Raw genomic sequence first — 21,579 nt, forward strand, 5'->3', positions numbered from 1 at the left:
CTTATCATTAAGATATTCAAAAAAATTTTTCTCATCTATTCGTAATTTATTTGATACATTGTTATTTTTTGAAGTTGAAATTCCACTGCCAAATTCATACCATATAACATTTCTGTTTATAAAACCAATATCCTCTTTTTTTACTAAAGCAAGTACTTGTACAAGATCTTCGCAATAAATAACCTTATCCTGCATTTCTTGCATAGATTGAAGTATAAACTCTCTTTCATAAAACAAACTAGCACCTGAAATATATTTGCCGAAAACTATAATATTTCTTTGAATTTTTTTCATATTTTTATTATAAAAAGAATCTATATCAAAAGGAACTGGATAATATACTAATTTATTTTCACATATATTAAATGCCTGTAACAAACCAAATGCTATTTTCTTACTATTTGATTCCATGTAAGTACACATATGATATAACACGTTGTTATCATACAGATAATCCCCAGGTCCAATAGCCTTTATATATTTTCCTCGCGCTTGCTCTATTGCCTCATAAAAATTTTTAACTGTTCCTACATTTTTTTCATTTTTTATAAGCTGATAATTGCTAAACGCTTTTTTATTAAAATATTCTTGAATATCTTCAAAGTAATCATTTTTGGATCCATCATCGCTTATAATAATTTCTAATCTTTCAAACTCTTGATCAATAATTGAATCTAACGTTTTAATGATCTTCTCTTTCTGCGAATTATAAGTCAAAACAATTACACTGCATAAAAATATCATGTTTTATCCCCTCTAGACTCTTCATTAATGTTCATCTCAAATAGCTCTCCACTTACTTACAATACTTTTTTAATAACTTTTGCTGGGACTCCTGCTGCAACACAATTAGAAGGTATATCTTTTGTAACAACCGCGTTTGCCCCCACAGTAACATTATCACCTATTGTAACACCTGGGAGTACTACTACATTTTCTCCTAACCACACATTACTTCCGATACGAACTGCTCCTTTTGAATGTAATTCTCTTTTAATAGGTTCTATCGCAGCCTCTTCCATTATTATTTTACCATGTGCATGATCTGTAATATATACGTGCCCACCTGCTAAAAAATTATTTCCTATAACAATTTTATTAATGCAACCAATATGACAATTCATGCCAAAATAAGCATTTTCTCCAATCTGAATACTTGGTTCAAAATTTTGCTTTTCGTATTTATCATAGCACTGTAGAATCATTCCCTCATGAGCAGTAAAATTATCACCAACTTCTATGTATTCCATTCCCTTTATATTAAGAGGCATAAAAACGCGAAAATTTTCACCACTATTTTTCAAGCAACGTTTTATTTTTTCACTATATAAATACCTATTAAAAATCTTAAACGCTTTTATTAACTTTAATGGATATAAATAGGATAATAATTCTATAAACTTTAAAACAACTTTTTTATTCATTATCTTCACCTATTTTTTTCCCAACTAAACCTTTCACCTTTTCTTCAATAAAAAACCAAGTCTTCCCTTTAATTGCTCTCTCTCGAATTCTTTTATACTCTACTACCCAAAAATACGACATCATCCAGCATCTGTGAGCCAATAATGACAAAGCAACTTTTTTTCTGATGGATGATTTCCAAATATGTTTCCTAAATAAAATGACCTCTTTAAAGTTGTTCTGATATATTATTTTCTTTATATGCTTTATTTTTTCGAATAATCTCCTGTCATTCTTGCAACTCCCTTCATTTAACAGCAACTGTTCAAACATCGTGCACACTTGATAGTTTTTATAGTGAGTTAGTATACTATTGTCATAATTAGATTTTTTCAACATACAGATTACATCATCTATAAACTGCATATATTTTCTTTCAAATCCTTCTATATATTTCCAATTATAAGTTTCAGATTGTAAGTTTATTCGCCATTTATATCCCATATAAGAAAGTGTACAAACTTTTTTAGCGTGTAGCATTATATCTAAAAAAAACAACAAATCATCTTCGAAATCAACATATCTTCGAAATCTTATATTATTACTTACAATCAGTTCCCTCAGTACCATACACTTCCAAATACTTCCGACCCATCTTTCGCTAGGGGCTCTTCCTAAATCAGAACCATAAAATAAAACAGGTTCTATTATCTCCCTATTAATCTCCTCTTCCGGTATTACTTTATCAGCAAACTTTTCCAGTGGGATTTCTTGGTTGTTGATATATCTAGAAGTCCCACAAATCGCAATATCACCATCATTCTCTTTTAATGTTTTTAATAAAAGAGAATACATGTCTTTATTAACCAAATCATCTTGATCACAAAAAGAAATATACTCTCCAGAAGCTAGTTCTAATCCTAAATTGCGGGCTGATACGATTCCACCATTCTCTTTTTTAATATACAAAATATTGTCATTGCTATCCATTAAATCTTTACATATTTTAGCGCTACTATCTTTTGAACCATCATCTATTATAACTATTTCAATTTCCTTTAAGCTGGAATTTAATATAGAATCTAATGTCTCTTTTAAAAACTCTTCCCCATTATAGACTGGAATAATAACGCTTACATAATACTTTTTATTACTTTTCATATACACTCTTTTCTGGCAATATTTCAGCAAAACTACTTTTTATTTTATCTTTTACATTATTAAATACTTCATTAGTACAATCATCATTCAAACAAATAACTTTATATTTTTGTTCTTTAATTGCCTTATATATCTTTTTATTGTCTTCATGAATAAAAAAAGCATGCCCCATTTTGAATATATTTCCAGGCACAAATTCTCCTTTTAATAAATTCCAAAGACGGAAAATATATATATTAACATCTCTCGCATCTCTGAACTTATTCATACAAACCTTATTTAAAATCTCGCCTTCTTTATCCCACAAATCTAAGAAAGACGACTTTAAATATGGTCTTGAGAAATGTGGCGTTAGCAAACCAAAAAACCTGGGATATGGTATGCAATACAATATTAAGTTGTAGAAAAAATACATCCCGTATTTGGGTGTTAGAATTTTACTTCGTAATTTTCTTTTATATTCTTTCCTTGAAAAGTATTTTCCAATCAAATTGAAATCATTGGCTAATACATTTGAAAAAACCGCAGCATTTCCTCCACACATAATCGGATATTCCATAAAAATATCTTTTGGTAACCCTTTGTCAAAAAAGTCTTCTGGTTTTACATAATTTGTCAAAAAGCAATCATCATTAAACACAACAAATTTCTCACTCAGTCCTGGTATTCTATGCAAATTCAACTCTATTGGATGTGAACTAAAAACAGGTAAATACTGCTCTGGAATATAGTCTTTATGATCAATAATACATACTTTTGGATGCTCTTCATTTAGCCAAAATGGAACCTGCTCATCAGAAATGAAATAAATCTTATTTACCCAAGGTGCAAATTTTTCTATCCCCCTAAATAAATATTGTAGATTATCCCAATCTCTATATCTATTTATTCCATTATCTTGTTCTGATGAGTTGCAATACTCTTGGCGTTTTTTCTGCCATCTTTTATCATTACCATCTACCCAATAAATAACAAAATCTATAGTTTCATTACATACCATAGTTCCAATCTCTCCTAAAATTCGCTCCATTCATAATTTCCCACATTTCTATCTTTCTACTATTATTCTTTTCACTACATCATTTCATAGTTCTAAAAATATATTTACATCATAAACACGTTTTTATTAATTCTGCATACTCCTGTCCAATTATAGCATAATCATATTTTCTTGCAGTATCTAGTGCTCCTTCTTTTATTTTTTCATACATTTTACTATCATTCAAAAGAATATTTAACTTATTTGCAATGTCAGAAGCATTTTTTTCTTCTGTAAGCAATCCGTTCTGACCATCTATAACAACTTCTGGTATTCCTCCTGAATTGCTTCCCACTACGGGTAACCCCGAAGCCATAGCCTCTAAAAAAACTAACCCAAACCCTTCTTTATCCCCATCTTTTGCGGTTATAGAAGGAGCAGCAAAAACATCTGCAGATGCATATATTTCTTTTAACTCCTGATGTGTTTTAGGTCCCAAAAAAACAATTTTATCACCTTGCTCTTTGGCCTGTTCTTTTAGTTCTACTTCAAGATTCCCTTTACCTACAATTACTAGCTTTGCATCAACTGTCTTCATTGCATCAATCAGATAGGTTACTCCTTTTTTTTCTGCAAGTCTTCCAACAAATAGTACCACCTTTTTATTTCCTTGTTGAAAATAATCATGCACTTTATATTGAGGACTAAACTCATTCACATTGCATCCCATAGAACGAACATATATTTCCGATTCTGGAACCAATTTATGTATTTCCTCTTTTAGCGCATTCGAAACAACAGTCACTTTTGCAGCATTTCTCAAAGATTTAATTTTTAGTTTCTTTATTAGCCCTTTATTAAGTGAAGTCACATCTCCCCCATGACCTGTAACAATATATGGCTTCTCAAAAAATGATTGGACAATCCCCTGAGGGATTAACCAATGTGCATGGATAATATCAAAATCCTTAATAATTTTTGTCATTTTAATCCATAACCCCAAAAATAAAAATGGCACTAAAAAAATACGCACCTTTTTTTCCTTAATCCGTGGTAAAATAGCCCCTGGATAACATAATGTTTCCCATTTATGAATTGGGAAATAGTGATAACGTATTACATTTATTCCTTCCATAACCTCTATATCTTTGGCTTCTGGACAGCTAGGAACAAGCACGGTTACCTCAAAATATCTTTTCATAGCTATACACAAATCTAGTATAAATCTAGGTTCTGTATCATTAATCCATCTTGGAAATGTTGAAGCAGTTACTAATATCTTAGGTTTACTCATTTATTCTTCCTCATTACTATTTATCTTCTGTTCTTCATGCCCTTTGCCATAATCCATTTTTCGCAATTCGAACTGTATTTCCTCTAACAATTTTCTATTTGCAGAAATAACATCTCCTAAAAGTCCAATCACTCCACAAAGAACTGAGATAATAATTAACATACTTGCTAAAATCAAGGACTGAATATGTCCAGTTCCGGCACCTAAAGCCATATAAACTAAGAATCGAATCCCTAACGCCAATCCTGCAATCCCAAACACAGCCGCAATACAAGCAAAGCAGTACAGAGGCTTATACATCATCAAGGCCCGACCAATCGTCAGCATAGACTTCTTCACATACCCAAACATACTGCTGAACAGCCTGGATGGTCTAAGCTCTGCATTCGTACGAATCGGAACAGAAGTAACTGCCATTTTCTGGCGCCCGGCCTGCACAATTGTCTCCAAAGTATATGTATACTCATTAATAACATTCAACCGCATAGCAGTATGTCTGCTATACGCTCTGAACCCGCTCGGTGCATCCGGTATATCCGTCTTTGATGCTTTTCTTACCACCCAGCTTCCCAGATGCTGCAATTTTTTCTTAAGCGGTGAAAAGTGTTCCGTATCATCGATCGGACGCTCTCCAACTACCATTCCTGCCTCTCCTCTAAGAATCGGCTGGATCAATTTTTCGATATCGGCACCACAATACTGATTATCTGCATCAGTATTTACAATGATATCTGCACCGTTCCTTAAACATGCATCGAGACCTGCCATGAATCCTCTGGCAAGTCCCTTATTATTTCTGAAATTGACGACATAATTAACACCCCAGTTTTTTGCTACTTCAACTGTATTGTCCTTACTTCCATCGTTAATAATCAAATATTCTATTACATCAACACCATCGATATGTTTCGGCAGGTCATTTAACGCAACCTCCAGCGTCTCAGCTTCGTTATAACATGGAATCTGAATAATTAACTTCATTTGCTTATCCTCTTGTTTCTTTTTATTTATTTCTTAAGTAATTCCTGATTCACAACACTACGGCCAATTGAATCATAAACTACATTTGTATTCCTCATCTGCTCTAATGTATAGCAATTTCTTCCATCAAGCACAATCGCCTTATTCATCAGGTCTTCATACTTATGAACATCAAACTGCTTTACTTCATCCCACTCAGTCAGAATCAGACAGAGGTCAGCACCTGTGATGGCCTCCTCTATACTATCACAGTACTGTATCTTTTCGGGGTAATGCTTCTTAAAGTTCTCCATACCAACCGGATCCCAAATTCGGACATGTGCTCCGTCTTCCATAAGAAGAGGAACATTGACCAATGATGCGGCCTCTCTAAGATCATCTGTTCCCGGCTTGAATGTACACCCAAGTACAGCCACATTCAAGAACAGGAAATCATCATAATATTTCTTCGCTTTTTTAATTAGCTTAAACTTCTGGTTTTCATTTACTTCAATAGCAGCACGGATCGTCCTGATCTCGTTGTCATTAAAATTAGCAAGCCAATTTAATGCTTTTGTATCCTTCGGAAAACAGGAGCCGCCATAACCAATTCCCGAATTCAGAAACTTATTACCGATTCTGGCATCATATCCCATTCCACAGGTAACTTCCTCAATGTCAGCACCGACAATCTCGCACAGATTGGCGATCTCATTAACATAACTGATTTTCAGGGCCAGGAAGTCATTGGAAGCATACTTGACCATCTCTGCACTTCTTCTCTTCACAACGAGCTTCGGCGCTTCAAATTTTTCATATACCTTTTTCAATATTTCCCCAGGTACTTTCTCCTCCACACCAATAACAATCCTAGATGCATGAAGAGTATCCTTCACTGCCGTTCCCTGTGAAAGGAATTCTGGGTTGGATGCAACATGAATCTTTACATCGTTTTTCTGTTTGTCATGGATATAGGCTTCTATCTTATCATTGGTTCCGATTGGGACCGTTGATTTTACTACTACTACACAATCATGTTCTACACTTTCTGCGATCTGTTTTGCCACTTTATACACATAGGAAAGATTTGCAGAACCATCCTGCTTCTCTGGGGTACCGACACCGATAAAGATAACCTCCGCGTCTTTATATGCAGATGCATAATCTGTCGTAAATGTCAGGTGCTCCATACTCTCCGTCATCAGTTCTGACAGACCTGGTTCATAAATTGGAGATATGCCTTTCTGCATGATTTTCACTTTATCCTCATCGATGTCAACACATGTTACATCATGACCTTTACTTGCCAGGCAAACACCTGTTACTAATCCTACATATCCGGTACCGGCAACTGCTATTTTCATATTAACTCACCATTCCTCGTCCGTTTTCATAATTGATTTTCGTTAATTTTCGACATGTTCTTTAATAATATAACATACTTTTCTTGCTTTTTCCACCCTTAATGAGTGCCTGTCAATGATATACCATACTCTCCTATCTTTTCCTGTAGATTTTCGCCAAGAACATAGACATACTCATGCTCTGCAACCTGCCCCAAAAGATAGCCTTCTTTACTGAGTTTCTGCCACTCTTCCGGGTTTTGGCACAGGTAAACAGCCTCTTTCTCATTACCTGGCGGCAATTCAGAAACCACCGGATTGCCCAACATACAAAATTGATATAAATATTTTGTCTGCTGTCCTGTCCCCTCTACGCTTGCATCTTCTACATAGATTTTATCTGGCAATACTCCATCCTGTTCCAGGTTCTTAAGCAGATCTACCGTGTCATCCACATAGGAGTAATTTTTCTGCCCGCGGTATCCTTCATGATATACCGCATTGTAACAATAACAATAAACTAACATCACACATAATAACCCAAGTATAATCTGAGTTTTCTTTTTCCTGTACAAAATATAACAGATCACCAGAACCGCCACTACTACCAGTGTCCCCGGAAGGTAAGTCCTCAAACGTATGGTATCTTCAAATCCTTTTGTTAAGGAATATGGGGCAAAATCCCAACAGCTTCCGTTAAAATTACTGATATAAGGTAAAATGCACAGCACCCAATACCCCTGCAGTAATACTGTGGTAACGCAAGCAACCGGATACAGCTTCCCAAACATTTCTTTCTTATGATAAAAATAGGCAATTCCTATCATCAGCAGCGGTCCTACATAGGCACCATAATAACGAAAATAGGTGAGTGCTCTGTATTGGTCCGGATCACCATCAAAAAACATCGCATCCCTCACACCTGCAAGCCAGCTGATTGACTGTCCTCCTATTGTTGCCACGACTGCAGCAAGAAAAACACTTCCAGCCAAAATGTACGGACTTAAGTTTTGAAGCTCAATTCTGTCACTTTTTTTCCTTACAAGCCCTTTCCATAAAAGGATTAAAGCAGCAATAACTACAAATACTGCCAAACCACCTGTCACGATTACCGCTTCATTCAATTGACCCATGATGATATTCACCCAGGCCGGCCATGTTTTTATGTCCTCCAAGAGATTTCCAAGAGGCAGCGACACCCCCGTATTAGACACCTCTGAGCTTCCCACCTTCACAAAGTAATTCAGAACCGCTTCAATTCCCTTCTGGCTGACAACAAACGCCCCTGCCCCCATCACCAGGCAGACAGGAATAGATACCAGTGTCTTTCTATACACCCAGCCATAATACACAATCCCGAATGCAACGGCCATCCATACAGCCGTTGCCCGTGAATGTACGGTCGACGCATAGAACAGAACCAGAACTAAAACAACCGTATACAGAATCTTTCTCCTCTTATCATCCACACAGGCATTCAGCTTAAGCAGTACCCAGGCCAGCAGCCACATCACGAATACATAAATGAATTCCGGATAAGTATATACTGCCCGGACTGCCACCAGGTAAGAACAGCAGATAGAAGACACACACAATATCTTCTCATTATCCACATTCAAATACTTTTTCATTAAATGATATGCGATCGGAGCACTTGCGCTCTGTGCCAATGCCATCAAAAGCACCATCATACGATACAAAAGTACCGGCTCATGTATGAACTTGAAAAAGGGGATCAAAAGAGCCGTATAGCCATACCCATAATACCGGTAACTCTGCATGACCCCGCTCCAGTCATATCCGACCAGTTTTGCAGCAGGCCCCATTGCAAAGATCTCGTCCCCTCCAATAGATACTGGATCCGATAAAAATACAAAAATAAGTCTGGGCAGAAATGCCGCTGCAAATGCCAGCCATATATATTTATTTTTATAGATAGACTGTAAGGCTCCTCCGCCTTTTCGTTTGTTCTGCTGTTCCATTTCCTATCTCCTGTTCAGTTTATTCTTTATCATCTGATAGCTGCCTTCCAGCGTTGTACACACAAAGCTTTCCTTCTGTAACACAAGCATTCCTCCGTAGATCCCGAAGAATACAACCGCCGATACAAGCAGATTCAAAAACAGATTTGTGATATTTAAATAGCGCACTGCTTCCCCGCCTGCCATCGCAAGGATCACTGATATCAGTATCTTTCGCACGCTGATATCCTTGACGATCTTAGGAAGGGTATCTTTCAGATAAACACACTGCACCAGCAGTACGACCAGCTCTGCCACCGTTGTGGCGATGGCAGCACCATCCGCCGCAATATAAGGGATCAGAACCAGATTTAATACAAAATCTGTCGCCGCACCCGCAAGGATCGAATACAGGACTTTTGCCTCACGTCCTGTCGGGGTAAGCACCTGGATTCCCGTTACATTCGAAAGACCGATCAGAAGCACCGTCGGCATCAGATATTTCATCGGGGCGATCGCTCCGTAAAAGTCTTCCCCAGCCAGCAAAAGAATGGACTCCTTCGCATACATCCAGAAGTACACCGTCACTCCCGCACCCAATAAAACGACAAAATTGCAGGCCTTCGCAATAATCTTGTAAAATTCCTCTTTATTCCCCTTTTCCGCATAATAGGACAGCCTTGGAAGAAGAACTGTTCCCAGAGATGTGATCAGAGTGGACAAAACGGATTTCACCTTAATCCCTGCACTATAGTACCCTACGTCCACATTGGTCTTCATCATCCAAAGCATGACCGTATCCAGGTTTGTATAGACACTGATCCCCGCAGATGTCGCAAAGAAGATCATGATCGGTTTCAGATGCTCTTTAAAGTGGTACGGCTGCGTTTTCTTAAAATCCACATATCTGCGCAGCCGCAGAAAGTTCAGGACATAAGAGCCGCCGCCGGCAAACACGCTGATGGCACCATAAATAATATAATCATCCGGGCTTTTTACCATCAGGAACATGAATATGATGGAGATCACTTTAAAGATCAAGGTCCTGCTGGCTATATACCCGTACTCCTCCAATGCACTGTAAAGCCAGGAAACACCGATCACGTTCAGGATCAGGGAGATACTGTTGATCATAAGAAGCTCTTTCTCAGCAGCAAACTTCGGGACAACAGCCAGCAGGATCAAAAATACCACATAGGTCAATACTGTGGTTACAGTATTAATGATCATCAGCTCCTGAACAGTCCTTGAAAGCTCCTCCCTGTTATCCCGCACCCTGGCGCATGCACGGATTCCATATGTCGGGATCCCCAGAGAAGCGAACATTGCAAAATATGACAGCACAGAGGCTGCAGACGATACCGCCCCGCTTCCGGCTGCCAATAGTGTCCTAGATATATACGGGAAGGTGATCAACGGGAAAATGATAGAGGATGCCGTCAATATGAAATTCATAATGAAGTTAAACTTCACTGAATTTACCTTTAAGGCCATTACGCTTCCTCCATCCCGTTCCGCTTTTTCCCCATCGCCATGATTTTCTTGTATCCTACAAAATTCAGTTTCCGAAGCAGCTTTAAAGTCCCGCTTTCTTCTCCTGACTTCTCATAGATTACCCGATTCGTATCCCTGATCTTTTTATCAAATCCGATGAACTTTGCCTTAATCTCCTCATTCTCTACAGGATAGCTCATAAAGATCGTCACCTGATCCCCTATCATCTGGGCAATCCGTTTGGAAATAAAAGCAAGCTTCTCCGGTTCTGCCTGACTGTCCTTTTCATACCTGCCATAAAACTCCGTCAAATGCTGAATCACATCCATATGATTCTGGATATGCTTTTGAAAGCCCTGCATGCTCACGCTCTGTGTTGCCTGAGCCAGACGATACATATAGATAAACAGGTCGAAATAAGTCACCGTCCTGACATAAGGCAGCGGGTAGAGGATATACTCCACATCTACATAAAAGCTGTGCTCATCCAGGCGGATTCCATTCTCCTTTAGAATACTGCTTTTGAAGATCAGAGCATGCATAGACGGCTGAACCTTCTCCGCGATCTCTTTAAAAGTCCAGTGTCCCTCTACCCTGTCTTTTAATAATTCCTTGTATTCCTTCTTCGTTTTTTCCCCGGTCTGATTATTCACTTCATAATAGTTGGTGACAACATAATCTGCATCACAGTTCTCCAGTTTCCCGATCAATATCTTGAAGTCTTCGGTGTTGACCCAGTCATCCCCGTCCACTACCTTAAAGTATTTTCCCGTGCATTCCTCGATCCCTCTGTTGATCGTAGAACCATGTCCCCCGTTCTCCTTCGAAATAAGGCGGAAGGAGCCAGGATATCTCTCCTCAAAACGTTTTCCGATCTCTGCTGTGCCATCCTTGGAGCCGTCGTCCACGATGAGGACCTCGATAGCATCCAGAATGCTCTCCTCTATAAATGATTCCAGTGTCTGTTCCAGATATTTTTCCACATTATATGACGGAATGACAATTGACAATGTTTTTCCCATACTATCCTTACAATCCTTTCTTTATGTGCCGTGCACTCTTTTATCTGTGGCGTATGATATCGGCCTGTTTGCGGGCTTTGGACAAAAGGACCGTCACCTTGTACCATCTCCGCTGGATCAGCCACAGCATGATCTTATCCTTTATTGATAAACATTCCCCTATATAGGGATTTTTAGACGCATTGGGGAAGATCCCTTTTACATATTCCCTGAACTGTTCCAGATAGGGGCTTTTCGGGTCATACAGAAGAACTTCCTTTGTCGGTACAAAATAGGCATGCTCAAAAGCAAGATACTCCAATTCGCAAAGAAAGATATTATAGATCCCCCGTTCTTTAAAATAGCTCATGATATCCTCTATCGCTGCCCTCCGGTCCTCGAAGCTCTTCTGAAAATTCCTGCTGCGCATGATGGATCCCTCGTGAAGGATATAATGATACAACGGCTTACTGTCCAGATATATGATCCGCTCTGCATTCGAAAGCAGCATCGGGATCAGAGTCAGGTCCTCGTAGTTCCTCCCCAGCGGATATCTAAGCCCGCTCTCCCTCCAAAATTTTGTCCGGTACAGCTTATTCCAAGGGCAGGGCGTGGTGATCAAAAGCTTGGGGACCAGCCCCGCATTGATCGGAGTATCCCGTTCGACGTTCATACTCCATCTGTCCACACGTCCCGTGCTTTCTTCGATCTCATCAAAATCCAGGATCACTACGTCTGCCTGATGCTTAACGGCCGCATTGACGGCATACTCCACGAACTCGGGGGCCACGTGATCATCCCCGTCCACGAACATCAGATAATCACCTTTCGCCTCTTCAACTCCCAGGTTTCTCACATCTGCGATCCCGCCGTTTTTCTTATGTATGACTCTGATGCGCGGATCTGCTTCTGCTAACCGGTCGCAGATCTCTCCGCTTTTATCTGTCGAGCCGTCATCAATCAGTAATAGTTCCAATTCCTTCCAAGTCTGGTCTCTCAGACTTGTCACACATTTCTCTATATAGCGTTCCACATTATATGCTGCTACGATTACACTGACTAGTGGCATACAATCCTCCTTAGCTGTTCTTTTTGTCTGTCCAAGTCATAATTTGCTGCTTCCTCTGTCAATTTCACCTGTGCCCTGTCATATCTGCTATGTTCCAGGATGAAGTCAGCCCATTTCCCTGCATTGTCCGAAGGCGGCAGGAAATAGCAATGGTCCTGTATCTTTGCCTCGCGGGTAATGGTATCACTGAATATACAGAGAAGCTTTGCACATTGCGCCTCCACACCCACGATCGGCAGTCCTTCAAATCTGGAAGGGAGCAGGAACAGATCCATAGCCTGATACAATCTGTCTGCATCCGGCCTCCATCCCAGGAATCTGACGCAGTCTGCCAGCCCTTTTTGTTTCACCAAAGCCCGGACCTCCTCCTGCTCCACGCCTGTTCCTACAAGCAGGAATGTACAGTCCTTCCTTTTTTCATAGACGGCTGAAAATAACTCCACCAAAAACGGATAATTTTTTGCATAACAAAAATTCCCGATATGGCCGACCACAAGCTGATCATCTGTAATCCCAAGCTCCTGCCTGACCTGACTCCTGATATCAGCCTGATATTGAAAACGCTTACGATCCACAGCGTTATAAATCACTTCGAATTTCTCTGACCGGACAATCCTTTTCGGGAAAATCCATTCCCCCGCTTTGACAGAGCAGCCATAAAACCGGGTCCCCGCACGGTAAAAAAACATTTTGCAGATCCGATGCACTGTATTATAAATCAGGCGCTGCAGCGTACTTTCACAGTCATTCCCACTGGAATGGCTGTGGATCGCCCGCTCCCTAACCCCCATCTTCCTGGCTGCGAATGCCGCGATACAGTCGATGGCGGTAGACACATTCAGGTATACCATGTCATAGGGCTTTTGTGCCAAAATGGAACATACCTGCCGAAACTGTCTGACCGGATGCCTTAATCCGGCGATCGCATACAGTTCACAGTTGTACTGTGCCAAATATGTCTTCAGCTCTTCGTGTATCTCATCTGTCAAAAAGTCGATCTGCACATCCTGGTCCTTTACGGCATCCAGAAAATTCAACAGATACTTATCGACTCCTCCTGCTTTGCCGTCCATAATAAATCCGGCTAATATCCGTTTCATACCGTTTCTTTCTCTCCTAACTGGCAAAACCTCATCGCATATCCTAAAAACAGCCAGAAGCATAGGTTTTGAGGTGTATTTACATAAAATATAAAGGATAAAAATGTCCCTGCCACAAACAGCGCCCCTGACGCGGCCACCGCAAATACTGTTTCTGCAGTATCTTTGGATGCTGTCCGGTGAAGCCTCTTAAACAGGACCACGCAGGTATTTCCGACCAGAAGCAGGAACAAGATCCCGCCTAAGATTCCCTGGCTTACCAGAACATCCAGTTCCAGATTATGCATGGAATCATACTGGATACCAGAAGAATTTTTCATCAGATATCCTTCCGGAAAATGCTCTTTCGAATATCCCACGATGTTCCGGTAACCGATCCCGACAACAGGAGAACTTTCTACGATCTGCAGACCGTTCTTCCAGATTTCAAAACGTCCATTGCTGTAATCCTTCTGTATATCCGTTTTTCTGTTTGTCTTGCTGATCGGTTTTACAGGCTTTTTCACAGTTAACATGCTTACGATTTTCTTATCGATCGGCTGGTATGCCTCATTTAAAGCATATGTTCCTGCAAGCAGGACACCTGCCGCAAGTACTGTACACAACAGAGCCGGGATCACGCGTCTCCTATGTTCACCGCTCCGAGCCTTTATCCAGACATATGCGATCCCTGCAAGCAGAACCCCTGCTGTCAAAGTCACTATCCCCGTCCTGGAGTCTGACAGGACCAAATACAGGTAGTTTATGACAAAGCATAGGATAACTACTGCCCTCTGCCAAATTTTTCTCCCCCTGTAAAACAGATATATCAGCAGAAATATCGCAGCCACCGTGATCGTAGCCCCGTGGTTTGGATCATCATAAATTCCCCACAGACGGTTCCAGCGGTAACCAATGGAATGAACCATCCCGGTTCCGTCTGTGTAATCAAGCTTACGCCCCCAGTACACCATCGTCAGGCTGACAAGGTTGGCCGCCGTACAATAGAGAATATAAATAACCGAAAACCACTTTAATTCTCTTCGGATCTCCTCTCCTGACATATCAAACGCAGCAATATAGGCAAGAAAAATCGGAAGCACCAGCCAGATCAGACCTTTCACATTGTCAGATACTCCATAGGAAAGATGCAGTACTGCACTGATGACATAGCTTACGATAAATGCCCCCAGGATCCATAAGTGATACGCCCGCCTGTAACGCTTATACTGGAAGAACATCCATAGGATCAGTACGAGTCCTGCAGCCGTGATCACATAGGATGCAGCATTCATCCAGGCCATCCCGTTAAAGAATGCATTGAATGCGAGCAGTAAGTACACCAGGTAACAAATCTTGAAAATAAATAATGTCTGTTTAAATTTTTTGTTTTCTGTCATAATACCCCTTATTTCTTTTCTTGAATCCACTACCTCCCTGATTTAATCTTTGAATAAACCATTGGCAGAAATTTACGAATTACATAGATCCCCCGCCCCATTATCAAACAAAGGATTGCCCTCTTCCACCTGAATAATACCAATGCGATGCGAAGTGACAAGCTTTCCTTTGCCCTTGCTACTGGTATCAGCTCATTGAACAGCCCGTCTGCAAATACAGATCTGCACCATTTGTAGCGCTGTGAATGGTCCATTTCGGAACGTTTGTCACAGTTTCGTTCCAGTGCAGATAAAATATATCGGGCATATAAACTTCCCAGTATGCTTCTGATTTCCTCTGTACAGATTCCCCAATAGGAAAACTGGTCAAACAGCATCTCGATCCTGCGCTTATGCAGTGCAAAATAGTCCGGCACAAACTTATTCGTCAGGTTTGCCTCCATACGCTTCCCATAGTGGTAAGGTGTGATCGGCAGTATATTCAAGGATTCGATATCCATGAAATATTTCACATTGAATGTAATGTCCTCTATCAGCCTGATATTTTCAAAATCCAGCTTTAATTCCCGGATATAGTCAAGCAGATAAAACTTATTCCATGCATATCCATACAGCGTCTCCTGTTCTAACTCGATGATATGCGGACGGAACTGCCGGGCACTTTTAAAATATTGCTCCTTTGGACAGATAGAATGTGTATACTGAAGCTTTCCCCTCTTATCGTAGTACTCTTCCACATGTCCAAACAAGATCACCTGCGCAGGATTGTTCTCTATGGAATGGTATACCTTCTCTAACAAGTCCGCATCCACATAGTCATCCGGATCCATATACCAGATGTATTTTCCGGATGCCGCCCTGGTTCCTGTATTACGTGCCGGGCTTAAACCCTTGTTTGTCTCATGATGCAGTACATGGATCCGGGAATCCTCTGCGGCGTACCGCTCCGCGATCCGTCCGCTTTTATCCTTGGTACAGTCATCAACGACGATGATCTCCCAATCGTCAAATGTCTGCTTTTGTATACTGGAAATCGCCCTGTCTATATACTTCTCCACACCATATGCCGGCATGACGACCGTAAAAAAGGGGGTTCTATTCTCTGCTTTATCCATAGATGTACCTCGTCGTATTTCTTTTTTGACCAGTTTCCTGATCTGTATTCCACTTTTTTCTCATTCCGTTAGACCGTCTTTTACTTTTCGGTCAGCCCTCTGATCAGCTCTTCAATCTTCTGATAGGACTTCGGCCTGTCGAACTGTTCCTCTGCAATCTTTCTTGCCTTTCTTCCCATCTCAAGACGGGTCTCTTCATGACTGAACAGCTCTTCGACAGCATCTGCAAGGATCTTCACATCCTCCGGTTCAATGTTCACCCCGAAGCCGTCATGTTCCACTTTGTCACGGAACTCAGGGCTCATACAGGTATTGATCATTGCCTTCCCCGCTGCCAGATAATCTCCGATTTTTGTCACAATGCTCTGAGGCGCCTTCTTCACAAAGGAATTGACTAAAATATCTGATTTTTTCAGATAAGCCGCCATTTTATCATAAGGTGCATATCCGACAAACTCGACATTATAGATCTGACGCTCATTGGCAAGTGTCTCCAGCTCCTCTTTCATAGGGCCGCCGCCCAGGATCTTGATCCTGATATCCTGATACCCTCGCTTCGCCAGCTCTTCTCCGGCAAGGACCATTGTCCTGATATCATAGCTTGTACCGATCGTCCCGGCATAGGTTACCCAGAACTCTTTCTCCAGCTTGACCACGGCTGCATCATGATCTGCCGCACCCTGATCAAAAACAGAAATTTCATTTCCCACATATACCGTTGCCTTCGGTACATTTCTGTTCTGATGCTTAAACGGCCTGTCTCTGTACTCATCTGATGTGCCGATCACGCCGGAAACCAGGGAATATACCTTCTCCGCATCTCTTAGCAGCGGATAAAAAAGAATATCACTGACTACCGGGATATCAAGGACCATACGCATAGCCTCCGGCCACAGGTCATTGACATCCGCCACGAACGGAATTCCCTTCTTCTGTGCATACTCTGCAGCGGCAAGTGCCACATCATTGGGAGGGATTTCCGCATATAACAGATCATAATCCCCTTCCCTCTCCAGCATTTTAGTCAGATTTTCCGCCGCGATCCTGTGACTGCGGATCCTCCGCAGATCTACATTCTTCTTGTAGCCCGGTTCATAAATAAACTTTATACCAAACTTATAATCTTCTTTTTTGATTTTCTCAATATCGCGCTGTGCCTTTTCCCAATGCTGGAATGTTGTCGTGATCAGGTCCACCTGGTATCCTGCATCCGTCAGGAAATCGCAGAGATACCGAAATCTCGTATACCCCTTCTCACCGTCCAGCCTCACGCCCATCGTAATAATTCCTATCTTTTTCATATTGTCAGTGTTCCCTCATTTCATCATCTTGTCCGGTATTTTCCAGATGTAAAGTTATCGTATTACAGCGAAAGCCGTATCTAACATAATTTTTATATCTCCCCAGAAGCTGAATTGCTTCAAGTACTGAAGGTTGTGCTTCATCTTTAACGGAAGGATATGCTCCACATATACCTCATCGACTGTTTTTCCAGTCTCTCTCTGGTACTTTTCCATTAATTCATCCTCATCCTTGAACAGGATGCTGGTCCTTGATGTGATCCCCGCCGGAAGGAGCAGTGTTGCCATCATCTCCTCGGAATACCGGTCCACATACTTCTTCACCTCCGGCCTTGTCCCTACAAAGGACATATCCCCCGTCAGTACATTGAACAGCTGCGGCAGTTCATCCAGCCTGCACTTGCGCAGGAAGCTGCCCGCCTTTGTGATTCGGTCATCCTGCTTCTTCGTCACCAAAGGTCCCTTTTTGTCGGCTCCGGTGACCATAGTCCTGAACTTGAAAATACGATATGGTTTCCCATATCGTGTAATTCTTTCCTGTCTATAAAAGACAGGACCTCTGCTGTCTAATTTTATCCACAAAGCGAGTCCTGCCATGACCGGGGACAGGACGATCGTCAAAATAAGCGCAAGTATAAAATCCGCCGCGCGTTTCAGACGCAGGCTGGCTTCCTTCCTTTTCAGCTTTTCATAATATGGCCTCACATATCCATTACGCATGGATCTTGGCAGCTTATCCCAATGTGGTATCATCATCTCTGTCTCCTAACCCATATGAATTATGATCATAAAAGATCACGAAATTTCTCTGCCACGTATTGAACCTGTTCATCCGTAAGACATGTATGAAGCGGCAGTGTAATCTCGTTTTCAAACTGTGCGTATGCATTCGGAAAATCCTGGATGTGAAATCCCAGATTCTTGTATGCACTCAGCAGAGGAAGCGGCTTATAGTGAACATTTGCTGCAATATCCGTTTCTGCCATTTTTGTAATCATATTGTTACACTCTTCCCGCGATTTGTCAAGCACGCGTACTAGATATAGATGCCCGCTGGATTTGTGTGTCTCCCCATAGTGGTCAAGCACCTTGACCGGACATCCTCTCAACACCTCATCATACTGCGTGATCAGTGCCTTCCTGCGTCTTAAGATCTCCGGGTAGCGTTTCAGCTGCACTAATCCGATAGCAGCCATGATATCTGTCATATTACATTTGTAGTAAGGTGCCACGATATCATATTCCCATGCCCCGGCCTGTGTCTTTGCCAACGCATCCTTAGACTGTCCATGCAGAGATAAGAGCATGTATTCTTTATACAGCTTTTCACTGTCGATCCCTGCGTCTGTAATAGCCGGAGACCAGGTAACAGCACCGCCTTCAGCGGTTGTCAGGTTCTTGACTGCATGGAAAGAAAAACAAGTGAAGTCGGCGATCTGTCCGCACTTCCTTTCTTCCCGTTCTGCCCCGAATGCATGTGCGGCGTCTGCCATGATCATGATCCTGCCCAGTGCTTCCTGGCGTTCATTCGTTGGATGGAACAGTTGCTTTTTCTCTTCCACGATTTTGAAAAGCTCATCATAGCGGCTGTATATTATCCCCGCCAAATCCACACATATGACTGCCTTTGTGCGCTCTGTCACGGCCTCCCGGACTTTTTGCGGATCCATATCAAAGGAGCCCGGCAGTGTATCCACCAGCACAGGAACGGCACCCACGTGGCAGATACAGCTGCAGGTAGCCGTATAGGTATAGGCCGTGGTGATGACCTCATCCCCCGGTCCGATCCCCATGACCCGAAGCGTCTGCTCCAGACACGCAGTCGCGGAGTTCAGGCACACTGCCCGGGACGTCCCGCAGAACTGTGCGATCTGGCGTTCAAATTCCTTGGTCCTGGGACCGGTGGTGATCCACCCGCTTCTTAATGCTTCTGCAACTTCTGCGATTTCTTCCTCTGTGATATCCGGTGGTGAAAATGGTACCTTCATTGTTTTTATGCTCCTCTTTCTTTCTGATCCTTTTCTTCCTCGTTATCTGCTGCCCCCCTATTTAAAAAGGCACTGGGCAGATTCGAACTTGTGTCTGTGAACTCCTTTTTCCATCCTGCCTGGATCTGCTGGTCACGGATAATATCCGCTTCACGAAGATGATAGGTGGGCACGATCTTATGCACGATCCGTTTCATCTGGTCATTCTCCGCATATGCTTCTCTGTACAAGTCTTCCAGATCCTTTAAAAACTCTTCTTCGTCAAACTCGATCGGCTTTCCAATATGGATTTTTTCATTTTCCGTATTCTCAAGGCCTTCCTCTGCCATCAGAAGCTCTTCATATAATTTTTCCCCGGGACGAAGGCCGGTATACTTGATCTCAATATCTACCCCCAGTGTATAACCGGAGAGCCGGATCAGATTCTTTGCCAGATCCACGATCTTCACCGGCTGTCCCATATCCAGCACAAAGATCTCTCCGCCCTTCGCACTCGCACCCGCCTGCAGGACGAGGGAAACGGCCTCCGGGATAGTCATAAAATACCGGATGATCTCCGGATGAGTCACGGTCACTGGTCCGCCTGCTTCAATTTGTTTCTTAAACAGCGGGATCACACTTCCGTTACTTCCCAATACATTTCCGAAACGGACTGCAACATACTCTGTCCTGGAACGGTTATTAAACACCTGTATGATCATCTCACACATCCGCTTGGATGCGCCCATGATGTTGGTGGGATTTACTGCCTTATCTGTTGAGATCAGCACAAATTTTTCCACACCATAACGGTCGGACGCCAGAGCCACTTTATAGGTTCCAAATACATTATTCTTGATCGCCTCATTGGGACTGTCCTCCATCAGCGGCACATGCTTATGTGCAGCCGCATGGTAGACGATATCCGGACGGTACTTCTCGAACACACTGTTTACCTTACGCCCATTTCTCACAGATCCGATCAGAACGACCAGATCCAGATTCGGATATTTGGCTTTGAGCTCCTGCTGGATATCATAAGCGTTATTCTCATAAATATCAAAAATGATCAGCTGCTTCACTCCATTGGCTGCGATCTGGCGGCAGAGCTCACTTCCGATACTCCCGCCGCCTCCTGTGACCATAACAACCTTATCAGAAACATAACGTCCGATCTTCTCGGTCGTGATCTGAATAGGGTCTCTGCCGAGCAGATCCTCGATCTCCACATTGCGCAGCTTGGATACGCTTACTTCCCCGTTCACCAGCTGGTAGACCCCCGGCAGGATCTTTAGCTCGCAGGCCGGGATCTTCTGACAGATTTCCAGGATCTTCTGCCGCTCTCTTTTATCTGCGCTGGGAATGGCAATGATCACCTCGTTGATCCCATATTTTTCTGCATATTTCAAGATCTCATTTCTGCCGCCTACAACCTTTACTCCATGAATATAGGTTCCATGCTTTCTCGGGTTGTCATCGATCACGCAGCAGATCTTCGCATCCAGCTCTGTACTCAGCTCCAGCTCCTTCATGACCACGTTGCAGGCCTCCCCTGCTCCGATGATCATGGTGTTGCGCACATGGCGGCCATGGATGTTCCCACGGTACAGAAGACGCATCAATCTGTAGGAAAACCGGCTCACACAGGTCAGCAGAAAGAGTGCTGTCGCATAAAGCAGAAAATAGCTTCTGTAAATAATCTTATAAGTTAAAAAGTACGCTAAAATATTAAATAATACAGATACCGCACATGCTTCAATGATGTATACCAGTTCCTTGATGCTTGCAAACCTCCACAGACTTGTATAAAGTCTGAAAGCCGCAAAGATCAGGACGGTTACGATCGTATTCGCAATGGCCACATCCCAGACAGAAGTGTAATATTCGATCGGTATCTCTGAGATATGCATGTTAAAGCGGACCCAAAGTGCTAAAAAGGAGCTTATATTAATAAATGCAATATCAAGCAGCACTAAAAACACTTTATAAATGATAGACAAGTCCCACTTTTTTATTAATTTCATCATATCTTTTTCCTCTGTATCATCAGA

At 41.9% G+C, this 21,579-nt stretch carries 18 protein-coding genes; all 18 read right to left on the minus strand.

Annotation, left to right across the window (positions count from 1 at the left end; translation table 11 throughout):
• On the minus strand, positions 1-744 hold a 744-nt coding region (locus AC4OGX_RS14925; protein ID WP_493331387.1), incomplete at its 3' end, for a glycosyltransferase.
• Positions 745-800: 56 nt separating this feature from the next.
• The gene (locus AC4OGX_RS14930; protein WP_493331389.1) at positions 801-1,424 is read right to left on the minus strand and encodes an acyltransferase; all 624 of its coding nucleotides are present in this window, start codon (positions 1,422-1,424) and stop codon (positions 801-803) included.
• Positions 1,417-2,565 carry a glycosyltransferase family 2 protein gene (locus tag AC4OGX_RS14935; protein ID WP_493331390.1) on the minus strand — a complete coding sequence of 383 codons (1,149 nt, stop codon included), beginning with the start codon at positions 2,563-2,565 and terminating at the stop codon, positions 1,417-1,419. The genes AC4OGX_RS14930 and AC4OGX_RS14935 overlap by 8 nt, the downstream gene beginning before the upstream one ends.
• Positions 2,555-3,595 (minus strand): stealth family protein, encoded by a 1,041-nt coding sequence (locus AC4OGX_RS14940; RefSeq protein ID WP_493331391.1) that lies wholly within the window; start codon positions 3,593-3,595, stop codon positions 2,555-2,557. The genes AC4OGX_RS14935 and AC4OGX_RS14940 overlap by 11 nt, the downstream gene beginning before the upstream one ends.
• A gap of 79 nt (positions 3,596-3,674) precedes the next feature.
• The gene (locus AC4OGX_RS14945) at positions 3,675-4,838 is read right to left on the minus strand and encodes a glycosyltransferase family 4 protein (RefSeq protein ID WP_493331392.1); all 1,164 of its coding nucleotides are present in this window, start codon (positions 4,836-4,838) and stop codon (positions 3,675-3,677) included.
• Positions 4,839-5,819 (minus strand): glycosyltransferase family 2 protein, encoded by a 981-nt coding sequence (locus AC4OGX_RS14950; RefSeq protein ID WP_493331393.1) that lies wholly within the window; start codon positions 5,817-5,819, stop codon positions 4,839-4,841.
• 26 nt (positions 5,820-5,845) lie between these two features.
• Positions 5,846-7,162, minus strand: a complete 1,317-nt coding sequence (locus tag AC4OGX_RS14955; RefSeq protein WP_493331394.1) for a UDP-glucose dehydrogenase family protein — start codon at positions 7,160-7,162, stop codon at positions 5,846-5,848.
• Between the two features lie 98 nt (positions 7,163-7,260).
• Entirely contained in the window at positions 7,261-9,123 is a 1,863-nt protein-coding gene (locus tag AC4OGX_RS14960; RefSeq protein ID WP_493331395.1) for a hypothetical protein, read from the minus strand.
• Positions 9,124-9,126: 3 nt separating this feature from the next.
• On the minus strand, positions 9,127-10,596 hold the full coding sequence (locus tag AC4OGX_RS14965) for a flippase (protein WP_493331397.1): 1,470 nt from the start codon (positions 10,594-10,596) through the stop codon (positions 9,127-9,129).
• On the minus strand, positions 10,596-11,618 hold the full coding sequence (locus AC4OGX_RS14970; protein ID WP_493331398.1) for a glycosyltransferase family 2 protein: 1,023 nt from the start codon (positions 11,616-11,618) through the stop codon (positions 10,596-10,598). Before AC4OGX_RS14970 ends, AC4OGX_RS14965 begins: the two co-directional genes overlap by 1 nt.
• Positions 11,619-11,658: 40 nt before the next feature.
• On the minus strand, positions 11,659-12,666 hold the full coding sequence (locus AC4OGX_RS14975) for a glycosyltransferase family 2 protein (protein ID WP_493331399.1): 1,008 nt from the start codon (positions 12,664-12,666) through the stop codon (positions 11,659-11,661).
• Complete coding sequence (locus AC4OGX_RS14980) at positions 12,657-13,766, minus strand: glycosyltransferase (protein WP_493331400.1); 1,110 nt, start codon at positions 13,764-13,766, stop codon at positions 12,657-12,659. The genes AC4OGX_RS14975 and AC4OGX_RS14980 overlap by 10 nt, the downstream gene beginning before the upstream one ends.
• Positions 13,763-15,145, minus strand: coding sequence for an O-antigen ligase family protein (locus tag AC4OGX_RS14985; RefSeq protein WP_493331401.1), 1,383 nt, complete (start codon positions 15,143-15,145; stop codon positions 13,763-13,765). The genes AC4OGX_RS14980 and AC4OGX_RS14985 overlap by 4 nt, the downstream gene beginning before the upstream one ends.
• 29 nt (positions 15,146-15,174) lie before the next feature.
• Positions 15,175-16,260 carry a glycosyltransferase family 2 protein gene (locus AC4OGX_RS14990; protein ID WP_493331402.1) on the minus strand — a complete coding sequence of 362 codons (1,086 nt, stop codon included), beginning with the start codon at positions 16,258-16,260 and terminating at the stop codon, positions 15,175-15,177.
• A gap of 80 nt (positions 16,261-16,340) precedes the next feature.
• Positions 16,341-17,561 carry a glycosyltransferase family 4 protein gene (locus AC4OGX_RS14995; protein ID WP_493331403.1) on the minus strand — a complete coding sequence of 407 codons (1,221 nt, stop codon included), beginning with the start codon at positions 17,559-17,561 and terminating at the stop codon, positions 16,341-16,343.
• A 54-nt stretch (positions 17,562-17,615) separates the two neighbouring features.
• Positions 17,616-18,314, minus strand: a complete 699-nt coding sequence (locus tag AC4OGX_RS15000; protein ID WP_493331451.1) for a sugar transferase — start codon at positions 18,312-18,314, stop codon at positions 17,616-17,618.
• A gap of 32 nt (positions 18,315-18,346) precedes the next feature.
• Positions 18,347-19,549, minus strand: a complete 1,203-nt coding sequence (locus AC4OGX_RS15005) for a DegT/DnrJ/EryC1/StrS family aminotransferase (protein WP_493331404.1) — start codon at positions 19,547-19,549, stop codon at positions 18,347-18,349.
• A 5-nt stretch (positions 19,550-19,554) separates the two neighbouring features.
• On the minus strand, positions 19,555-21,555 hold the full coding sequence (locus AC4OGX_RS15010) for a polysaccharide biosynthesis protein (protein ID WP_493331406.1): 2,001 nt from the start codon (positions 21,553-21,555) through the stop codon (positions 19,555-19,557).
• Positions 21,556-21,579: the final 24 nt, after the last annotated feature.

The organism is Faecalicatena sp., assembly GCF_058819085.1.

Excerpts from the sequence above, each read along its gene's own strand:
- AC4OGX_RS14990 (WP_493331402.1), bottom strand. The coding sequence starts at position 16,260 with ATGGATAAAGCAGAGAATAGAACCCCCTTTTTTACGGTCGTCATGCCG.
- AC4OGX_RS14945 (WP_493331392.1), bottom strand. The coding sequence starts at position 4,838 with ATGAGTAAACCTAAGATATTAGTAACTGCTTCAACATTTCCAAGATGG.
- AC4OGX_RS14960 (WP_493331395.1), bottom strand. The coding sequence starts at position 9,123 with ATGGAACAGCAGAACAAACGAAAAGGCGGAGGAGCCTTACAGTCTATC.
- AC4OGX_RS14930 (WP_493331389.1), bottom strand. The coding sequence starts at position 1,424 with ATGAATAAAAAAGTTGTTTTAAAGTTTATAGAATTATTATCCTATTTA.
- AC4OGX_RS15000 (WP_493331451.1), bottom strand. The coding sequence starts at position 18,314 with ATGATACCACATTGGGATAAGCTGCCAAGATCCATGCGTAATGGATAT.
- AC4OGX_RS14970 (WP_493331398.1), bottom strand. The coding sequence starts at position 11,618 with ATGGGAAAAACATTGTCAATTGTCATTCCGTCATATAATGTGGAAAAA.
- AC4OGX_RS14965 (WP_493331397.1), bottom strand. The coding sequence starts at position 10,596 with ATGGCCTTAAAGGTAAATTCAGTGAAGTTTAACTTCATTATGAATTTC.
- AC4OGX_RS15005 (WP_493331404.1), bottom strand. The coding sequence starts at position 19,549 with ATGAAGGTACCATTTTCACCACCGGATATCACAGAGGAAGAAATCGCA.
- AC4OGX_RS14950 (WP_493331393.1), bottom strand. The coding sequence starts at position 5,819 with ATGAAGTTAATTATTCAGATTCCATGTTATAACGAAGCTGAGACGCTG.
- AC4OGX_RS14935 (WP_493331390.1), bottom strand. The coding sequence starts at position 2,565 with ATGAAAAGTAATAAAAAGTATTATGTAAGCGTTATTATTCCAGTCTAT.
- AC4OGX_RS14955 (WP_493331394.1), bottom strand. The coding sequence starts at position 7,162 with ATGAAAATAGCAGTTGCCGGTACCGGATATGTAGGATTAGTAACAGGT.
- AC4OGX_RS14985 (WP_493331401.1), bottom strand. The coding sequence starts at position 15,145 with ATGACAGAAAACAAAAAATTTAAACAGACATTATTTATTTTCAAGATT.
- AC4OGX_RS14975 (WP_493331399.1), bottom strand. The coding sequence starts at position 12,666 with ATGCCACTAGTCAGTGTAATCGTAGCAGCATATAATGTGGAACGCTAT.
- AC4OGX_RS14980 (WP_493331400.1), bottom strand. The coding sequence starts at position 13,766 with ATGAAACGGATATTAGCCGGATTTATTATGGACGGCAAAGCAGGAGGA.
- AC4OGX_RS14995 (WP_493331403.1), bottom strand. The coding sequence starts at position 17,561 with ATGAAAAAGATAGGAATTATTACGATGGGCGTGAGGCTGGACGGTGAG.
- AC4OGX_RS15010 (WP_493331406.1), bottom strand. The coding sequence starts at position 21,555 with ATGATGAAATTAATAAAAAAGTGGGACTTGTCTATCATTTATAAAGTG.
- AC4OGX_RS14940 (WP_493331391.1), bottom strand. The coding sequence starts at position 3,595 with ATGGAGCGAATTTTAGGAGAGATTGGAACTATGGTATGTAATGAAACT.